The following is a 17,665-nucleotide window of genomic DNA, read 5'->3' as shown; positions in this document are numbered from 1 at the left end:
TCACAGCGAACGCAGTGGAGGGTGTTGGCGAACTTTTGGGGGAGAGGGAGCCGGTACGGCCTCAGCTGAGCCTGGTCACCGGATTTGATGAGATGTTCGAGAACATCGAAGATCAGTGGCAGGAGCGCGCCCTGTGCGCGCAGACCGATCCCGAGGCGTTCTTCCCCGAAAAGGGCGGCTCGACCCGCGAGGCCAAGCGGATCTGCCTCGGTTGCGAGGTTCGCGACGAGTGCCTCGAGTACGCGCTCTCCAATGACGAGCGATTCGGAATCTGGGGGGGACTCTCGGAGCGCGAGCGTCGTCGGCTCAAGCGCGGGATCGTCTAGAGCCGGATCGTTTAGGGCTCAAGTACTTTCAGTCCTCTGGCTCTTCGCCGAGCTCCGGGTCGATGACCTCGGGGTCGACTCCGAGGTAGGTGGCGACCTGCCGGACCAACACCTCGTTCAGTAGATCGACGAGGTCTTCCTGACGCTTGGCGCGCAATTCGAGGGGCCGGCGGAACAGGACCAGTCGCGCTCTGGTGGCGGCGCCGTGCCGGTCCACGCCGGCCGGTACCAGTCGCGAGAGCGGCACCGGTCCCTCCGCCACCACCTCCGGCGGCCAGGTGACCGAGTCGGGATCGAGCGCGCGGATCTTCGGCACCTCGTCGACGGCGATGTCGAGCTTGGTGATCCGATCGTGCCAGCGGGCGTCGATCGGGGCGAACGCCTCCAGGACCAGCATGTCGAACTTCTCGGCTCTGCTGCGCCATGCGGGCACACTCGCCGGGAGCACCGGTCCGCGGATCCCACGTCCCCGTCGAGCAGCCGATCGGGAGGTCAACGGTCGTCCGTGTCGGGCTCTGCGCATGAAGGTCAATCCTACCGACACCCATCGGCTTCCGGTGTGTCCGAGTAGGAGCCTGCGGGTCTGCCAGCTACCCTCATCTGCGTGAGAGCACTGCGTCGATGCTGCCGGCCTGGGTGTAAGAACCCCGCCGTTGCGACGCTGACGTATGTCTATTCGGACTCGACGGCAGTGGTCGGTCCGCTCGCCACCGTCGACGAGCCCCATTCCTGGGATCTGTGCGAGACGCACGCTTCCCGGATCACCGCGCCGAAGGGCTGGGAGTTGGTCCGCTACGAGGGCGGCTTCTCCACCAGTACCCCGGACGAGGACGACCTCACGGCACTCGCCGAGGCCGTCCGTGAGGCCGGTATGCCCGAGCGTGGATCCGTCGATTCCGCCTCGTCGGGTTTGGTGGAAACGGCGCACGCGCCCGTCCAGGCCCCGCGCACCGGTCGTCGCGGACATCTGCGGGTTCTGCCCGATCCCACGAACTGACCCGCGCGGCACCTGGCACTAGGCTGGCGGTGCACCGATCAAGACCGTCCCCGAACGCAGGAGTTATCGCAGTGGCACGTCCCGCCGAATCCGTCCATGCCGTCATCAAGGCATACGACGTCCGCGGAGTGGTGGGCGAACAGATCGATGTCGACTTCGTCCGTGACGTCGGTGGCGCGTTTGCCCGACTGGTCCGCGACGGCGCCGACCGTGTGGCCATCGGTTACGACATGCGGGAGTCGTCGCCGGAGCTCGCGGACGCGTTCGCCGAGGGAGTGACGGCCCAGGGGCTCGACGTCGTCCTCATCGGCCTCGCGTCCACCGATCAGCTGTATTTCGCGTCCGGACTGCTCGATTGCCCGGGTGCCATGTTCACCGCGAGCCACAACCCCGCGAAGTACAACGGGATCAAACTGTGCCGCGCGGGCGCCAAGCCGGTCGGACAGGACACCGGGCTGGCGACGATCTCGGCCGAGGTCATCGAGGGCGTTCCCGGCTACGACGGCGAGGCGGGCTCTGTGAGTGAGCAGGATGTGCTCACCGAGTACGCCGACTTCGTCCGCGGCCTCGTCGACCTGTCGTCGATGAAGCCGATGTCGGTCGCGGTGGACGCGGGCAACGGCATGGGCGGACACACCGTCCCCGCGGTGTTCGAGCCGCTGCCGCTGAGCGTGGATCCGATGTACTTCGAGCTCGACGGGAACTTCCCGAACCACGAGGCCAACCCGCTCGACCCGAAGAACCTGGTCGACCTGCAGGAGCGGATCCGGCAGACCGGCGCGGACATCGGCCTCGCCTTCGACGGCGACGCGGACCGTTGCTTCGTCGTCGACGAGCTCGGCAACCCGGTGTCCCCGTCCGCGGTGACGGCACTGGTCGCGGAGCGGGAGCTCGCCAAGGAGCCCGGCGCCACGATCATCCACAACCTGATCACCTCCAGGGCGGTGCCCGAGCTGGTGACCGAGCTCGGCGGCACCCCCGTGCGGACCAGGGTCGGCCACTCCTTCATCAAGCAACAGATGGCGGAGACGGGCGCGATCTTCGGCGGCGAGCACTCGGCGCACTACTACTTCCGCGACTTCTGGGGTGCCGACTCCGGCATGCTCGCCGCGCTGCACGTACTCGCGGCACTCGGCGAGCAGGATCGACCGCTGTCCGACCTGATGAAGAGCTACGAGCGCTACGAGGCCTCGGGCGAGATCAACTCGACTGTCGCCGACGCCGCCGAACGGACCGCCGCCGTCCTCACCGCCTTCTCGGGCCGCACGAAGTCCGTCGACCGTCTCGACGGTGTCACGGTCAATCTCGGCCAGGGCGCGTGGTTCAATCTGCGCGCCTCGAACACCGAGCCCTTGCTGCGGCTGAACGTGGAAGCGCGGACGGTCGAGGAGGTCGATGCGCTGGTGGCTGAGATACTTGGTGTCGTGCGCGCCTAGCGGACACGGGAAGAGCCGTAGAATTCTTGCCCCGGGCAGAGCGAGAGAGGAAGGACGCCATGACGGCTCCGTCACACCTTCTCGACCTCGATGACTCCGCAAGCGTCACAGCAGCCGATTCCGAGGGATCGCTTCGGTCCGCCGCGCTCGGTGGGGCGCAGGTGCGGGCCACCGCGGAGTCGGTCGACGAGGGCGCCCTCGATCAGATCAGGGACCTCCGCCCGCGCAGCATCGTCCTGGTGACGGGCGGTGGCCGCGCAGGCCGGGCCGCCTCGGTGCTCACCAGTGCGCTCGGCGCCAGGATCGGCGTGCCGATCCTGCACCTGCCCGCGGTCCCACCGTGGGTCGGCTCGCTCGATGTCGTCGTCGTCGCGGGCGAGGACGCGGGAGATCCACGGTTGCTGACCGCGGTCGACTCGGCCCTGCGCCGGGGCGCCGAGGTGGTGATCGCCGCGCCGGACGAGGGGCCGCTCCGCGCGGCGGGGGCCGGACGGGCGATGCAGCTGCCGCCGCGCATTCGCGTCGCCGACCAGCACGGGTTCCTGCGGTACCTGTCCGCCGGTCTCGCGGTGCTGACCGTGCTCGGGCCGTCGCGCGCCGACAACCTGCTGCCGGACCTGCACGAGCTCGCCGACGCGGTGGACGCCGAGGCGCTGCGCGGGCACCCTGCCAATGAGGTGTTCCACAATCCCGCGAAGTCACTGGCCGTCCGCATGCGTGGACGCCGGGTGGTGCTGGCGGGCGACGGCCCGTCCACGCGCGCGCTCGCAGCGCACGGAGCAGAGGTGCTCATGCGCAATGCGGGCGCGGTCGTCGCGGCGGCCGACCTCAGCGATGTGGTGGCCTCGGCCACACGATTCGCGTCCGGCGGATCGGTCGCGGAGGCAGCTGGATACGATCCGATCTTCCATGACGAGGAACTCGACGGTCCGCCACCGAGCAACCCGGTGCGGGTCTTCGTGTTGTCGAGCGCGGCCACCAAGGCCGCCGCATCGCGCCGGATCGCGGTCCTGCCGGATGCCGAGCTGGTGCTCGCTGTGGAGGACGACGACGAGATCGACAAGGGGGGCCGGGAGATGGCTGGGGAGCGCACCGAGATCGAGCAGCTGGCGGTGACGGCCGTGCGCCTTGAGATGGCCGCGGCCTATCTGCAGTTGATCGGCGGTAGCTAGTGCAGTTGCTTGAAGGCGCGCTGCGCACCTATGCCTGGGGCTCGCGCACCGCTATCGCCGAACTGTGCGGCAGGCCCGTGCCGTCGAATCACCCGGAGGCCGAGGTCTGGCTCGGCGCCCACCCGGCCGACCCGGCACGTCTGCTCGGCGGCGAAGGCCCGGTCTCGCTGCTCGAGGCGGTCGACGCCGACCCCGCCGGCCAGCTCGGTGACCGGGCGCGGGCCGAGTTCGGTGACCGGTTGCCGTTCCTGCTCAAGCTGCTCGCCGCCGAGGAACCGCTCTCGCTGCAGGCCCACCCGAGCGCCGTTCAGGCCAAGGAGGGCTTCCAGCGCGAGGAGGCTGCGGGGATTCCGCTCGACTCACCGGTGCGCAACTACCGCGACGACAGCCACAAGCCGGAACTGGTGGTCGCGCTGACCCGGTTCGAGGTGCTCGCCGGGTTCCGGGATCCGCATCGGACGGTCGAGTTGCTCACGGCCCTCGAGGTCCCCGCGCTCGACCACTACATCGCTCTCCTTGCGGGACAGCCCGATTCGTCGGGGTTGCGGGCCCTGTTCACCACCTGGATCACGCTGCCGCCACCCGCGCTCGAAGCGCTGCTCCCGCAGATCCTCGAGGGTTGTGTGCGGTACCTGTCGGGTGGGCCGGGCACGCGCCCGTACACCGCGGAACTGCGGACCGTGCTCGGTCTGGGCGAGTCCTACCCGGGCGACGCAGGCGTGCTGGCCTCGCTGCTGCTGAACCGGATCACCCTGCAGCCGGGCGAGGGTCTCTACGTCGCGGCCGGGAACCTGCACGCGTACCTGCACGGGCTCGCCGTCGAGGTGATGGCGAACTCGGACAACGTGTTGCGTGGCGGGCTCACCCCCAAGCACGTCGACGTGCCGGAGCTGTTGCGGGTGCTCGACTTCGAGCCGCTCACCGGTCCGGTGCTGACGCCGTCCGCGGTCCCCGGTACCGCCACCGTCGTCTACGAGACGCCCGCGCCCGAGTTCGCGCTGACCCGGGTGGACCTGGACCGGTCCGGCGATCGGCAACCCGCCTCGGTGGAGTTCGAACTAGCCGGTCCGCGGATACTGTTGTGCACCTCGGGATCAGTCACACTTCGGAGCGGCGGAAAGACCCTGGAGCTCGAGCAGGGCGCCGCGGCGTGGATCGCGGCCTCGGATCCCGAGCTCGTGGCCGTCGCCCGGACGTCGACCGCGCAGGTGTTCAGCGCCGCAGTCGGGTGAACACCAGGGCACCCGCCTCGTAGCCGACGCGCCACCGGGGCGAAACCTCGTGTGAGGGGTGCCTGGCGCAATAGGCTTGGCCGCATTCCCTCACGAGGAGGCAGCGATGGGATCCGGGATTTTCAGAACGAAGTCGGTCGAGCAGTCGATCGCGGACACCGACGAGCCGGACAGCAAGCTCCGGAAGGATCTCACGGCCTGGGACCTGACGGTCTTCGGCGTCGCGGTGGTCGTCGGCGCGGGCATCTTCACGCTGACCGCGCGTACCGCGGGCAATGTCGCCGGGCCGTCGGTTTCGCTCGCATTCGTGCTCGCCGCGATCGCGTGCGGACTTGCCGCGCTGTGTTACGCGGAATTCGCGTCGACCGTCCCGGTCGCAGGCAGCGCGTACACCTTCTCCTACGCCACCTTCGGCGAGTTCGTCGCCTGGATCATCGGCTGGGACCTCATCCTGGAATTCGCCTTGGCCGCCTCGGTGGTGGCCAAGGGTTGGTCGCTGTACCTCGGCAACGTGATCGGCGCCGAGGGATCGACCGTCATCGAGCTGGGGCCGATCGACTTCGACTGGGGATCGGTGCTGCTGATCGCGGGACTGACGGTGGTCCTCGCAACCGGCACCAAGCTCTCGTCCCGGGTCTCGGCCGTCATCACCGGGATCAAGGTGGGTGTCGTCCTGCTGGTGATCGTGGTGGGCGCCTTCTACATCAGCAAGGACAACTACTCGCCGTACATCCCGCCGTCGCAGCCAGGTGAGACCGGCGAGGGCATCCATCAGTCGCTGTTCTCCTACCTGACGGGCGCGGGCGGCAGCACCTACGGCTGGTACGGCCTGCTCGCCGCCTCCAGCCTGGTCTTCTTCGCGTTCATCGGATTCGACGTCGTGGCCACCACGGCGGAGGAGACGAAGAACCCCCAGAAGGCCCTGCCGCGCGGCATCCTCGGATCCCTGGCCATCGTCACCGTCCTGTACGTCGCGGTGACGATGGTGCTCACCGGGATGGTCAAGTACACCGATCTCGCGGGCGAGAGCTCGACGCTCGCAACGGCATTCGAGATCCACGGGATCACCTGGGCTCAGTGGGTGATCAACCTCGGTGCCCTCGCCGGTCTCACCACGGTCGTCCTGGTGATGCTGCTCGGTCAGACCCGGGTGCTGTTCGCGATGTCCAGGGACGGACTGATGCCGAGAAAGCTGGCGCACACGGGTCCGCACGGGACCCCGGTGCGGATCACCGTCATCGTCGGTGTGGTCTCCGCCCTGCTGGCCGGCTTCTTCCCGATGGGCACGCTCGAAGAGATGGTCAACATCGGCACCCTCTTCGCCTTCGTGCTCGTGTGCCTCGGGGTGATCATCCTGCGTCGCACGCGGCCCGACCTGCCGCGTGGCTTCAAGGTGCCCCTGGTGCCGCTGGTCCCGATCCTCGCGGTGCTCGCCTGCCTGTGGCTGATGCTCAACCTGTCGGTGGAGACCTGGATCCGCTTCGTCGTCTGGATGGCCATCGGCATCGTCGTCTATTTCCTCTACGGATACCGGCATTCGATGGTGGGCAAGCGGGCCACGCCCCCGCCTGGGGTGGAGGCCGAGGCGCTCGGCCACCTCGGTGGTCCCGAAGGGCCAGGTGGGGTCGGGCTCTGACCCCGGCCGATCAGACCGAACCCTTGTGCTGCGAACACCCCGCCAGATCAACCGGCGGGGTGTTCGGCGTTTACCGGCCACCGAGTCCAGGCCGTGAGCCCGACCGACGTTTGTACAAATCTCTAGATTTGTATAGACGACGGACAAGATATGGCATATCGTCCATATCTACGTGGTTCACCTCACAGCTGTGGGCCCGTCTCAGAGGAGGCAGTCGTGGCAATGCAGGTCGATCCGGGGGCGCAGGCACCCGCCGAGCAATGGCGAGACAAGAAGCGGCATCTGTGGTTGCTGGGGCTGATCCCGCCTACAGCCGTCTTCCTCGCGGCCGGGCTGGTCTGGGGATTCAACGAGCTGGGTTGGTCCGCGGTCTCGCCGGTGTGGTGGTGGATCGGGCCGATCCTCGTCTACGGTCTGCTGCCGCTGCTCGACATCTTCTTCGGGCCGGACGGCCAGAACCCGCCGGAGGAGGTGATGGAGCGGCTCGAGAACGACAAGTACTACCGGTACTGCACGTACGTCTACATCCCGTTCCAGCTCGCGAGCCTGGTGTTCGCCTGCTATCTGTGGACCGCGGACAACCTCGCCTGGCTCGGAATCGAGGGCGGTCTGGGACTCGCCTCCAAGATCGGGCTCGCGCTCAGCATCGGGGTGATGGGCGGTATCGGCATCAACACCGCGCACGAACTCGGCCACAAGAAGGACGAGCTCGAGCGCTGGCTGTCCAAGATCACCCTGGCCCAGACCTTCTACGGGCACTTCTACATCGAGCACAACCGCGGCCATCACGTCCGCGTGTCCACTCCGGAGGACCCGGCCAGCGCCCGATTCGGCGAGACCTTCTGGACCTTTCTGCCGCGCAGTGTCTGGGGCAGCCTGAAGTCGTCGTGGGAGCTGGAGAAGACCCGCATGGAGCGCCTCGGCAAGAGCACGTGGAGCATCCACAACGACGTGCTCAACGCCTGGCTGATGTCCGTCGTCCTGTACGTCGCGCTCGTGGCCGGGTTCGGCTGGGAGGTGCTGCCCTTCCTGCTGCTGCAGGCCGTCTACGGCTTCTCGCTGCTGGAGACCGTGAACTACCTCGAGCACTACGGACTGCTTCGTCAGAAGACCGCGAGCGGCCGCTACGAGCGCTGCGCCCCGGTGCACAGCTGGAACTCGGATCACATCTGCACCAACATCTTCCTGTACCACCTGCAGCGGCACAGCGACCATCACGCCAACCCGACGCGGCGCTACCAGACCCTGCGCAGCATGGACGGCGCGCCGAACCTGCCGAGCGGCTACGCCAGCATGATCTCCCTCGCGTACTTCCCGCCGGTCTGGCGCAAGGTGATGGACAAGCGCGTCCTCGACCACTACGACGGCGACATCACCCGGGTGAACGTCCAGCCGGCCAAGCGTGAGCGGATCCTCGCCCGCTACGGGGCGGCGTGATCATGGCTGCCTACCAGTGCCCGGTGTGTGACTACCTCTACGACGAATTGAAAGGTGCCCCGAGAGAAGGATTCCCGGCCGGCACCCCATGGGATTCGGTTCCCGACGACTGGTGCTGCCCGGACTGCGGAGTGCGGGAGAAGATCGATTTCGAGAGGACTGCGTGATGAAGCTCTACCGCTGTGTCCAGTGTGGTTTCGAGTACGACGAGGAGCTGGGGTGGCCCGAGGACGGCATCGCGCCCGGCACCAGGTGGGACGACATCCCCGATGACTGGAGCTGCCCCGACTGCGGCGCGGCCAAGGCCGATTTCGAGATGGTCGAGGTTGCCCGCTCGTGAGCTCCATCGTGATCGTCGGCACCGGGGTCGCCGGGATCACCGCTGCCGAAACGCTACGGGCGGAGGGCTTCTCGGGATCGGTGACCGTGATCGGCGACGATCCCGCGCATCCGTACCGCAGGCCCGCCCTCTCGAAGGATTTGTTGCTCGGGACGATGCCTGCGGAGAAGGCCCGGCTCCGCGGGCTCGACTACTGGACGGAGCGAGGGATCGAGTTCCGCACGTCGGTGGCGGTCCTCTCGATCGACGTTGCCGGCCGATCGGTCCGGCTCGACACCGGCGAGGAGCTGCCCTACGACGCCCTGCTCCTCGCGACCGGCGGCCGGGCTCGCGGCATCGAGCACTCGGCCGGTGACGCCGTGCTGGCGCTGCGGTCGATGCACGACGTGGGACCGCTGCGCGCCGCCATCGAACGGACCAACTCGATCCTGGTGATCGGGGCCGGCCTGATCGGTTCCGAGGTCGCGGCCACCGCCAGGAGTCTCGGTGCCGAGGTGACGATGCTCGAAGCGGCGCCCGCGCCGCTGCACCGGGTACTCCCACCGCAGGTCGGCGAGCTCTACGAGCAGATCCACCGCGAGAACGGCGTGGCGCTGCACACCTCGGTGCGGCTCGACGAGCTCGACTCGGACGGCGCGGGCGGGGTGCGTGCCTCCGCCGACGACGGGAGGACGTGGTCCGCGGGCGCGGCGCTCCTCGCGGTCGGAATGGTGCCGAACACGCTCCTCGCCGAGCGGGCCGGGCTCACCACCGCAGACGGGATCGTGGTCGACGAGGGCTACGCCACCTCGGAGCCCGGTGTGTACGCGGCGGGGGACGTGGCCAACTGCCCGAATCTCGTGCTGGGCGGCAGGCATCGAACCGAGCACTGGAACTCCGCGCAGACCCAGGGCGCCGCTGCCGCGCGCGCGATGCTCGCGGGTCTGGACGGTGCGGCGCTCGCACCGGCACGCGAGGTGCCCTGGTGCTGGTCCTCGCAGTACGGGCTCAACCTCCAGATCGCGGGGTGGCCGCATGCCGACGACGACACCGTCGTTCGGGGCAGCATCGCCGAGCGTGACTTCACCCTGCTCACGCGGCGGGCCGGCCGATTGGTCGGCGCGGTGACCCTCGGCAGGCCCAAGGACCTCCGCGCGGCGCGGGTCCTGATCGGCGAGCACCCGGCGATCGATCCGGCGCTGCTGGCGGATGAGAGCCAGGACCTGACGGCGTTGAGTCAGCGGGTCCCTGTTTGACGGCCCGGATGCATGCTGCCACTCTCGCCACCATGGCACCGACGAACCGAATCCCGTTCCAACAGGCGACCCGCACGCTGCTGCGGGATTCGGTTCTCGGTGCGATGAGGGACCTGCTGTCGGTCAAGGACTGGTCCGAGGTGACCATGACCGACATCGCGGCCGAAGCCGGGGTCAGCAGGCAGACCGTCTACAACGAGTTCAAGTCCAGGCAGGGTCTTGCGCAGGCGTACGCGTTGCAGCTGGCGGACCGCTTCGTCGGAGCCATCGAGGACTCCATCTACGGCAACGCGGGCAGGCCGCACGTGGCCCTGGTCGAGGCGTTCACCACGTTCTTCCAGCAGAGCGCCTCCGATCCGCTGGTCCAGTCGCTGCTCACCGGGGAAGCCAAGCCGGACCTGCTGCGACTGATCACCACCGACAGTGCCCCATTGCTCGACCACGCCTCGGCCAGGCTGGCGGAAACATTGGAGCGCAGCTGGATTCAGGCCTCGCCTGCCGACGCCGGGATCCTCAGTCGGGGGATCGTCAGGCTGGCGATCAGTTACATCTCGATGCCACCGGATTCGGATCGCAACGTGGCCGAGGACCTGGCCCGGATCTTCGTGCCCTTCATCGATGCGATCGTCGGCGCCGGCGAGGCGTAACTCGCGCGCCCGCCTCAGGAGGAAACCCGATAGCCTTACCCGAGATATCGGCAACCAGGAGAGGCAGATGACGACCTCAGTGTCTGAGAACAAGCTCGAGGCGGATACCCGCAACGGAATCGATTACAAGGTGGCGGACCTTTCGCTCGCCGAGTTCGGCCGCAAGGAGATCCGTCTCGCCGAGCACGAGATGCCGGGCCTGATGGCCCTTCGTCGTGAGTACGCCGAGGTCCTGCCGCTCAAGGGTGCCCGCATCTCCGGGTCCCTGCACATGACGATCCAGACGGCCGTGCTGATCGAGACGCTGGCCGCGCTCGGCGCCGAGGTCCGCTGGGCCTCGTGCAACATCTTCTCCACCCAGGATCACGCCGCGGCCGCGATCGTCGTCGGCCCGCACGGCACCCCGGAGGAGCCCAAGGGCATCCCCGTGTTCGCCTGGAAGGGTGAGACGCTGGAGGAGTACTGGTGGGCGGCCGAGCAGATGCTCACCTGGCCGGGCGAGCCCGCGAACATGATCCTCGATGACGGCGGCGACGCCACCATGCTGGTGCTCAAGGGTGCGCAGTTCGAGAAGGCGGGCGTCGTGGCGCCCACCGACGACGAGCACGACTCGGACGAGTACAAGGTGTTCCTCGCGCTGTTGCGCAACTCGCTCGAGGCCGACAAGTCCAAGTGGACGACGATTGCGGAGTCCGTCAAGGGCGTCACCGAGGAGACCACCACAGGCGTGCTCCGCCTGTACCAGGTGGCGGCCGCCGGTGAGCTGACGTTCCCGGCCATCAACGTCAACGACTCGGTGACCAAGAGCAAGTTCGACAACAAGTACGGCACCCGGCACTCGCTGCTCGACGGCATCAACCGCGGCACCGACGTGCTGATCGGCGGCAAGGCGGCGCTCGTCTGCGGCTACGGCGACGTCGGCAAGGGCTGCGCGGAGGCGCTGCGCGGCCAGGGCGCACGGGTCGCGGTGACGGAGATCGACCCCATCAACGCCCTGCAGGCCCTGATGGACGGCTTCGAGGTCAAGACCGTTGAGGAGGCGATCGGCTGGGCCGACATCGTCATCACCTCGACGGGCAACAAGGACATCATCACCTTCGAGCACATGAAGCAGATGAAGCACCAGGCGATCCTGGGCAACATCGGCCACTTCGACAACGAGATCGACATGGCAGGCCTGGAGCGTGCAGCCGACGTCACCCGCGTCAACATCAAGCCGCAGGTCGACGAGTTCACGTTCGCGGACGGCCACTCGATCATCGTGCTGTCCGAGGGACGCCTGCTGAACCTGGGCAACGCCACCGGCCACCCCTCGTTCGTGATGAGCAACAGCTTCTCCAACCAGGTCATCGCCCAGATCGAGCTGTGGACGAAGCCGGAGGAGTACGACAACGAGGTCTACCGTCTGCCCAAGCACCTGGACGAGAAGGTCGCGAAGATCCACGTCGAGGCGCTCGGCGGCTCCCTGACCAAGCTCAGCAAGGACCAGGCCGAGTACATCGGCGTGGACGTCGAGGGCCCGTACAAGCCCGAGCACTACCGGTACTGAGCAACACCGCAGTGGGAACACTGATCGCGCTGGAGGGTCTCGACGGCGCGGGCAAGCGGACGCTGGTCGACAAGCTCGTCTCCGAGCTCACGTCGGCCGGCGTCCGCGTCGCGGTGCACACCTTTCCCCGCTACGGCGTCTCGATCCACGCGGATCTCGCGGCCGAGGCGTTGAAGGGCGCCCACGGTGACCTGGCCGAGTCGGTCCACGCGATGGCCGTGCTCTTCGCGCTCGACCGAGGTGGCGCGGTGGCGGAACTGACGGACCTGCTCGAGCGACACGACATCGTGCTGCTCGACAGGTACGTGGCCTCCAACGCGGCCTACGGGGCGGCGCGCCTGCGGCAGGGGCCGGACGGCGAGTTCGTCCGGTGGGTGGGCGAGTTGGAGTTCGACCGTCTCGGACTGCCACGACCGGCGCTGCAGATGCTGCTCGACGTGCCCGTCGAACTCGCGCGGGCGCGGGCGCTGGCCAGGGAGGCCTCCGACTCGACTCGTGAACTTGACGCCTACGAGCGGGACTCGGACCTGCAGAGCAGGACCGGTGCCGTGTACCGGGGACTGGCTCAGCTGGAGTGGGTCTCGAGCTGGAAGCTGATCGACCCGAACGTCGATCCGGCGGCACTCGCCGCGGATCTGGCACAGTGGATATGACGACACACTGCGCCGGACCTCACGCAACGACGGGTTCCGGCGTCCCGAGATGACACGATAGGGATATGAAGCCACGCATTCTGGTTGTCGATGACGACACGGCTCTGGCCGAGATGCTCACCATCGTGCTCCGCGGGGAGGGCTTCGAGCCCTTCGTCGTCGGCGACGGCACGCAGGCGCTGACCGCGGTCCGAGAGATCCGGCCCGACCTGGTGCTCCTTGACCTGATGCTGCCGGGGATGAACGGCATCGACGTGTGCCGGGTGCTGCGTGCCGACTCCGGGGTCCCGATCGTGATGCTGACCGCCAAGACGGACACCGTCGACGTGGTGCTCGGGCTCGAGTCGGGTGCCGACGACTACATCATGAAGCCCTTCAAGCCGAAGGAACTCGTGGCCCGCGTGCGCGCCCGGCTGCGGCGTACCGAGGACGAGCCCGCCGAGCTGCTCAGCATCGCGGACATCGTCATCGACGTGCCCGCCCACAAGGTCACCCGTGAGGGCCAGCTCATCGCCCTCACGCCCCTCGAGTTCGACCTCCTTGTCGCCCTGGCCCGCAAGCCCCGCCAGGTCTTCACCCGCGAGGTCCTGCTCGAGCAGGTGTGGGGATATCGCCACGCCGCCGACACCCGCCTGGTCAACGTCCACGTCCAGCGGCTGCGCGCCAAGGTCGAAACCGATCCTGAGAATCCCGAAGTGGTGCTCACGGTCAGGGGGGTCGGCTACAAGGCCGGACCGCCGTGATCCGATTCTCTCGTACGCGGCGGCGTATCAACGGAACCTTCACGCCGCTGCTGCGTCGTTGCAAGGACCTGAGTCATTCGCTCGGGCACCTGTGGCGGCGTTCACTGCAGCTCCGGGTCGTGGTCTCGACCCTGACGCTGTCGCTGGTGGTCATCACCATTCTCGGCGTGGTGCTGACCAGCCAGATCACCGATCGCCTGCTCGAGGCGAAGATCACCGCCGCCACCGAGGAGATGGACAGGGCCAGGGGCACCGTGCAGGCCGAGTTGGCGGGAGCCGACGACGGCACCTCGCTCGGGACCCAGCTCGACCAAGCCCGCGCGGCGCTGACGAACCGGAAGGGCGATGCGGGCGCGGCCTCGGGTGCGGCCGGAACCTTCACCCCTGTCCTGGTGGCACCGGCGGAACCGCCGCGTCAAACCGAGTCCAGCGGTCCGATCGAGCAGATCCCGGGCAATCTCAGGGAGTTCGTCAGGAGGGATCAGGTCAGCTACCAGTTCGCGACGGTCTCGGATCCGGAGGGCTATTCCGGTCCGGCGCTGATCGTCGGTAGCCCGGTGTCGTCCGACGTCGCAGGCCTGCAGCTCTACCTCGTGTTCCCGCTGGGGGCCGAGGAGAAGAGCCTGTCGCTGATGCGCGGCACCATGCTCATCGGCGGCGCGGTGCTGTTGGTGTTGCTGGCCGCGATCTCGATGCTCGTCGCGCGGCAGGTGGTGCTCCCGATCCGGTCGGCATCGCGGATCGCGGAGCGTTTCGCGGACGGCAGGCTCAAGGAGCGGATGCCGGTCCGTGGCGAGGACGACATGGCCAGGCTGGCCGTCTCGTTCAACGACATGGCGGAGAGCCTGTCCAAACAGATCACCCAGCTCGAGGAGTTCGGCAACCTCCAGAAGCGGTTCACCTCGGACGTCAGCCACGAGCTGCGGACCCCGCTGACCACCGTGCGGATGGCCGCGGAGCTGATCCACGACGGCAGCGCGGACCTGGATCCGGCCATGCGCCGCTCCTCCCAGCTGCTCGTCGCCGAACTGGACCGGTTCGAGTCGCTGCTGAACGACCTGCTGGAGATCAGCCGCCACGACGCGGGCGTCGCCGAACTTGCCAATGAGCAACTGGATCTGCGGATGAGCGCGCGGGCCGCGGTGTCGACGATCCGCCACCTCGCCCGCGAATCCTCGACCGAGCTGATCCTCGATCTGCCGGAAGAGCCGGTGATCGCGTCCGTCGATCCCCGCCGGGTCGAGCGCATCCTGCGGAACCTGCTCGCCAACGCGATCGACCACAGCGAAGGACAGCCGGTGTTGCTGCGGCTGCGCGCGGACGCCGACGCGGCGGCATTCATCGTGCGGGATCAGGGGATCGGACTTCGCCCAGGCGAGGAGAAGCTGGTGTTCAACAGGTTCTGGCGGTCGGACCCGTCCCGGGTGCGCCGCTCCGGGGGTACCGGGCTCGGCCTGGCCATCAGCCTCGAGGACGCCCGGCTGCACGACGGCCGACTCGAGGCGTGGGGCGAGCCGGGGGAGGGCGCATGCTTCCGGTTGACGCTGCCCCTGGTGCGCGGCCACAAGATCACCAGCAGCCCACTGCCGCTCAAGCCGTCGACCCGCAAACACGCTCAGGGGCAGCCGATCCCGGGGACCGCCCGATCCGACGACGGGCTCGAGACGCAAAGCGAGTCGCTCGACCCCGATGAGGCGAGCAGCGTGCCGATGCTCAGGGAGCGGCCATGAAGATACGGATCGCCGCGGCGCTGGCGTCGGTTTTCCTGCTTGCCGGCTGCGCCAGCCTCCCCGACTCGTCCACCCCGCAGGCGATCGGCACCATCGCGCCCAGCCCGGTCACCGGGGAGGTGCCGGTGCCGCTGCCGGGCCGCGAGCCGAATCTGTTGCTGCGGGACTTCTTCGCGGCCAGCACGGACCCCGTGAACCGGCACGCCGCGGCGCGCCAGTTCCTGACCCCGACCGCGGCGGAGCACTGGGACGACGCCGCGAGCACGACCATCGTCGACAAGGTGGATGTGCTCGAGGAACAGCGCAACGGCGACACGGCCACCTTCACCATCCGCGCGAACAAGGTCGGTCAGCTCGAACCCGGCGGGTCCTACCAGGCGACCGAGGGAAATTTCGAGGCCAAGGTCCACCTGCGCCGAAGCGACGGTCAGTGGCGGATCGACGAGCTCCCGCCCGGCGTGATCATGGACCGGCCGCAGTTCCTCAAGACCTATCAGCGCAACGCCCTCTATTTCGTCGCTCCCGGCGAGAGCATGGTCGTGCCCGACCTGCGCTGGATCTCGGCCCGCCAGGAGAATCTCCCGGAGCGGCTGGTGGAGCTGCTCATCGCCGGCCCCAAGGCGGTGCTGTCCAACGCGGTCGAGAACGAGCTGGCAGGCCTGTCGCTGCGCGCGCCGGTCACCAAGGCCGATGGCAGGACCGAGGGCGTCGGCATCGGGTTCGGCGGCGTCCGCATCGACTTCCAGGGCGCGCAGGGACTCGACCAGCATCAGCGCGAGCTGCTCGCGGCGCAGGTCGTGTGGACCCTCGCCACCGCAGAGATCTCCGGGCCGTACGTGCTGCTCGCCGACGGAAAGCCGCTCGACGAGCGGTTCCCGCAGGGATGGAGCACCGCCGACGTCGCCTCGACCAACCCGACCGCTTCGGTGAGTGGGGTCGTCGGGCTGAACGCGCTACGGGACGGGGCGTTGGTCAGCGTGACCGATACCGGCGTGTTGCCGAGGCCCGGCTACTTCGGCTCGGCGACGAGCCTCGAGTCGATCGCGTTGTCCCGCGACGGCAAGTGGGCGGCAGGCGTGTCGGCCGCGGGACAGGCGTCAGGGACGGTTCGGACGCTGATGGCAGGCCCGATCGACGGTGACGCGGTGCCGCTGCTCCAGGGCAGTTCCATCACCAGGCCCACCTGGTCGCCCGACAACGGGTCCGTCTGGGCCGTGGTGGACGGTTCCCGGGTGGTCCGCGCCGAGCGGGACCCGGCGGGCCAGATGTCCGTTCAGTCCGTCGACTCGGCCGCGATCGCGGGGCTGGGCGGGTCCATCACCGAACTGCGGCTGTCCCGAGACGGGGTTCGGGCGGCGATCATCGTCGACGGCAAGGTGTACGTGACGACCGCAGAGCGGCGTCCGGACGGCCAATACCAGCTCACGAACCCACGGCCGGCCGCGGTCGGTCTCGGCAGCCCGGCGGTGTCGCTGGACTGGAGTGGTGGCGATTCCGTGGTGGTGGTCCGGGCGGCGTCCGAGATCCCGGTGGTCATGGTGTCGCAGGACGGCTCCCGGATGGACGCGCTGCCGAGCCGGAACCTGACGTCGCCGGTCGACTCCGTCGATGCCTCCCCGACGACGGTGTTCGTCGGAGATGCGCGCGGGGTGTTCCAGCTCAACAACAACGACCCGGCGTCCGACCGGTACTGGCGCGAGGTGCCGGGACTGACGGGGGTCAAGGCCACCCCCGTGCTGCCCGGCTGACTGTCGTAGCGCGGGTGCACACTGCGGTGCATGCGCGCGCTCGTCGACCTGATCCTGCCCCGCGAGTGCGGAGGCTGCGGGGCGGTCGGCACCGACTGGTGTGACCGCTGCCGGGCGGAGCTGTCGAGCGACCCCTTGCGGCTCGCTCCCCGCCTCGATCCGGGGGTTCCGGCGTGGGCGCTGGGGCCGCACACGGGTCCGCGGCGGAGCGCGGTGATCGCCGCCAAGGAACGCGGACGCAGGGACCTGGCGAGGCCCCTCGGGCGCGCATTGGCGGGTGCGCTGGAACGGCTTCGAGAACTCGGAGAGATCGACCCGCCGGAACTCGCCGGATTGACCTTGGTGCCCGCGCCGACACGGGCGAGGGCGGCGCGGGCGCGCGGGGGAGACCCGGTGACGCGGGCGGCGCTCGCTGCGGTGTCGGCGCTGTCGCCAGAACCGGTTGCGTTGTTGCCGATTCTGAAATTCACTCGGGGAGTTCAGGATTCGGTCGGACTCTCGGCACGGGCGCGCGTCGAGAACCTGTCGGGTCGGATCCGTGTGGCCCCGGGTGCGCGAACCGGCCGGTCTGCTTGCGTGGTTCTCGTCGACGACGTTTTGACCACCGGGGCGACGGTCTCGGAGTCCGTGCGGGTCCTCGCCGGGAGCGGTGTCATGGTCGATGCCGTCCTTGTGATCGGCGCCGCATGAATCAATCGGGGAGAACGCTGGCACTCGCGTCCAGTTCGGACTAGCGTCGCCAACACAACCGACGACACGGGCGGGAGGTGATACCCCAACCCTG

Annotated in this window: 18 protein-coding genes; 17 read left to right on the top strand and 1 reads right to left on the bottom strand. The window is 68.5% G+C overall.

Going from position 1 to position 17,665, the window contains the following annotated elements:
* The first annotated feature begins 92 nt into the window (after positions 1-92).
* Positions 93-326: a WhiB family transcriptional regulator gene (locus ACWFRB_RS12740; RefSeq protein WP_179800471.1), complete on the top strand. Its 234-nt coding sequence runs from the start codon at positions 93-95 to the stop codon at positions 324-326.
* Positions 327-354: 28 nt separating this feature from the next.
* Here the strand turns inward: ACWFRB_RS12740 and ACWFRB_RS12735 are convergent, their stop codons facing one another.
* Positions 355-849, bottom strand: a complete 495-nt coding sequence (locus tag ACWFRB_RS12735; protein ID WP_452641404.1) for a metallopeptidase family protein — start codon at positions 847-849, stop codon at positions 355-357.
* Positions 850-930: 81 nt separating this feature from the next.
* On the opposite strand from ACWFRB_RS12735, the gene ACWFRB_RS12730 reads away from it, so the two are divergent.
* The 16 genes from ACWFRB_RS12730 to ACWFRB_RS12655 all read left to right on the top strand — a co-directional run bounded on the left by ACWFRB_RS12730 (position 931) and on the right by ACWFRB_RS12655 (position 17,571).
* Positions 931-1,323 (top strand): DUF3499 domain-containing protein, encoded by a 393-nt coding sequence (locus ACWFRB_RS12730; protein WP_452641402.1) that lies wholly within the window; start codon positions 931-933, stop codon positions 1,321-1,323.
* Between the two features lie 71 nt (positions 1,324-1,394).
* On the top strand, positions 1,395-2,759 hold the full coding sequence (locus ACWFRB_RS12725) for a phosphomannomutase/phosphoglucomutase (RefSeq protein WP_452641401.1): 1,365 nt from the start codon (positions 1,395-1,397) through the stop codon (positions 2,757-2,759).
* Between the two features lie 59 nt (positions 2,760-2,818).
* Entirely contained in the window at positions 2,819-3,931 is a 1,113-nt protein-coding gene (locus ACWFRB_RS12720; RefSeq protein ID WP_452641400.1) for a tobH protein, read from the top strand.
* Positions 3,931-5,163 carry a mannose-6-phosphate isomerase, class I gene (gene manA, locus ACWFRB_RS12715; RefSeq protein ID WP_452641399.1) on the top strand — a complete coding sequence of 411 codons (1,233 nt, stop codon included), beginning with the start codon at positions 3,931-3,933 and terminating at the stop codon, positions 5,161-5,163. The genes ACWFRB_RS12720 and manA overlap by 1 nt, the downstream gene beginning before the upstream one ends.
* 106 nt (positions 5,164-5,269) lie before the next feature.
* Positions 5,270-6,799 (top strand): amino acid permease, encoded by a 1,530-nt coding sequence (locus tag ACWFRB_RS12710; protein WP_452641398.1) that lies wholly within the window; start codon positions 5,270-5,272, stop codon positions 6,797-6,799.
* A 222-nt stretch (positions 6,800-7,021) separates the two neighbouring features.
* Entirely contained in the window at positions 7,022-8,236 is a 1,215-nt protein-coding gene (locus ACWFRB_RS12705) for an alkane 1-monooxygenase (RefSeq protein WP_452641430.1), read from the top strand.
* 2 nt (positions 8,237-8,238) lie between these two features.
* A complete protein-coding gene (locus ACWFRB_RS12700; protein WP_452641396.1) occupies positions 8,239-8,403 on the top strand; it encodes a rubredoxin in 165 nt (54 codons plus the stop codon).
* The gene (locus tag ACWFRB_RS12695) at positions 8,403-8,576 is read left to right on the top strand and encodes a rubredoxin (protein ID WP_027500191.1); all 174 of its coding nucleotides are present in this window, start codon (positions 8,403-8,405) and stop codon (positions 8,574-8,576) included. Before ACWFRB_RS12700 ends, ACWFRB_RS12695 begins: the two co-directional genes overlap by 1 nt.
* On the top strand, positions 8,573-9,811 hold the full coding sequence (locus tag ACWFRB_RS12690; RefSeq protein ID WP_452641395.1) for an NAD(P)/FAD-dependent oxidoreductase: 1,239 nt from the start codon (positions 8,573-8,575) through the stop codon (positions 9,809-9,811). The genes ACWFRB_RS12695 and ACWFRB_RS12690 overlap by 4 nt, the downstream gene beginning before the upstream one ends.
* Positions 9,812-9,819: 8 nt before the next feature.
* Entirely contained in the window at positions 9,820-10,458 is a 639-nt protein-coding gene (locus tag ACWFRB_RS12685) for a TetR family transcriptional regulator (protein ID WP_452641394.1), read from the top strand.
* A 67-nt stretch (positions 10,459-10,525) separates the two neighbouring features.
* Positions 10,526-12,007 (top strand): adenosylhomocysteinase, encoded by a 1,482-nt coding sequence (gene ahcY, locus ACWFRB_RS12680; protein WP_452641393.1) that lies wholly within the window; start codon positions 10,526-10,528, stop codon positions 12,005-12,007.
* An 11-nt stretch (positions 12,008-12,018) separates the two neighbouring features.
* On the top strand, positions 12,019-12,660 hold the full coding sequence (locus ACWFRB_RS12675) for a dTMP kinase (protein ID WP_452641392.1): 642 nt from the start codon (positions 12,019-12,021) through the stop codon (positions 12,658-12,660).
* A 65-nt stretch (positions 12,661-12,725) separates the two neighbouring features.
* On the top strand, positions 12,726-13,403 hold the full coding sequence (gene mtrA, locus ACWFRB_RS12670; protein WP_097210558.1) for an MtrAB system response regulator MtrA: 678 nt from the start codon (positions 12,726-12,728) through the stop codon (positions 13,401-13,403).
* The gene (gene mtrB / locus ACWFRB_RS12665; RefSeq protein WP_452641390.1) at positions 13,400-15,133 is read left to right on the top strand and encodes an MtrAB system histidine kinase MtrB; all 1,734 of its coding nucleotides are present in this window, start codon (positions 13,400-13,402) and stop codon (positions 15,131-15,133) included. Before mtrA ends, mtrB begins: the two co-directional genes overlap by 4 nt.
* On the top strand, positions 15,130-16,881 hold the full coding sequence (lpqB, locus tag ACWFRB_RS12660) for an MtrAB system accessory lipoprotein LpqB (RefSeq protein WP_452641389.1): 1,752 nt from the start codon (positions 15,130-15,132) through the stop codon (positions 16,879-16,881). The genes mtrB and lpqB overlap by 4 nt, the downstream gene beginning before the upstream one ends.
* 30 nt (positions 16,882-16,911) lie before the next feature.
* A complete protein-coding gene (locus ACWFRB_RS12655) occupies positions 16,912-17,571 on the top strand; it encodes a ComF family protein (protein WP_452641388.1) in 660 nt (219 codons plus the stop codon).
* The last annotated feature ends 94 nt before the right edge of the window (positions 17,572-17,665 follow it).

It is taken from the genome of Rhodococcus sp. NPDC055112, from assembly GCF_053607505.1.
The sequence above is the reverse complement of the archived record's forward strand: the minus strand, read 5'-3'. Positions and strand labels throughout refer to the sequence as shown.

Excerpts from the sequence above, each read along its gene's own strand:
- lpqB (WP_452641389.1), top strand. The coding sequence starts at position 15,130 with ATGAAGATACGGATCGCCGCGGCGCTGGCGTCGGTTTTCCTGCTTGCC.
- mtrA (WP_097210558.1), top strand. The coding sequence starts at position 12,726 with ATGAAGCCACGCATTCTGGTTGTCGATGACGACACGGCTCTGGCCGAG.
- ACWFRB_RS12705 (WP_452641430.1), top strand. The coding sequence starts at position 7,022 with ATGCAGGTCGATCCGGGGGCGCAGGCACCCGCCGAGCAATGGCGAGAC.
- ACWFRB_RS12685 (WP_452641394.1), top strand. The coding sequence starts at position 9,820 with ATGCATGCTGCCACTCTCGCCACCATGGCACCGACGAACCGAATCCCG.
- ACWFRB_RS12740 (WP_179800471.1), top strand. The coding sequence starts at position 93 with ATGTTCGAGAACATCGAAGATCAGTGGCAGGAGCGCGCCCTGTGCGCG.
- ACWFRB_RS12735 (WP_452641404.1), bottom strand. The coding sequence starts at position 849 with ATGCGCAGAGCCCGACACGGACGACCGTTGACCTCCCGATCGGCTGCT.
- ahcY (WP_452641393.1), top strand. The coding sequence starts at position 10,526 with ATGACGACCTCAGTGTCTGAGAACAAGCTCGAGGCGGATACCCGCAAC.
- ACWFRB_RS12695 (WP_027500191.1), top strand. The coding sequence starts at position 8,403 with ATGAAGCTCTACCGCTGTGTCCAGTGTGGTTTCGAGTACGACGAGGAG.
- ACWFRB_RS12720 (WP_452641400.1), top strand. The coding sequence starts at position 2,819 with ATGACGGCTCCGTCACACCTTCTCGACCTCGATGACTCCGCAAGCGTC.
- ACWFRB_RS12710 (WP_452641398.1), top strand. The coding sequence starts at position 5,270 with ATGGGATCCGGGATTTTCAGAACGAAGTCGGTCGAGCAGTCGATCGCG.
- ACWFRB_RS12655 (WP_452641388.1), top strand. The coding sequence starts at position 16,912 with ATGCGCGCGCTCGTCGACCTGATCCTGCCCCGCGAGTGCGGAGGCTGC.
- ACWFRB_RS12700 (WP_452641396.1), top strand. The coding sequence starts at position 8,239 with ATGGCTGCCTACCAGTGCCCGGTGTGTGACTACCTCTACGACGAATTG.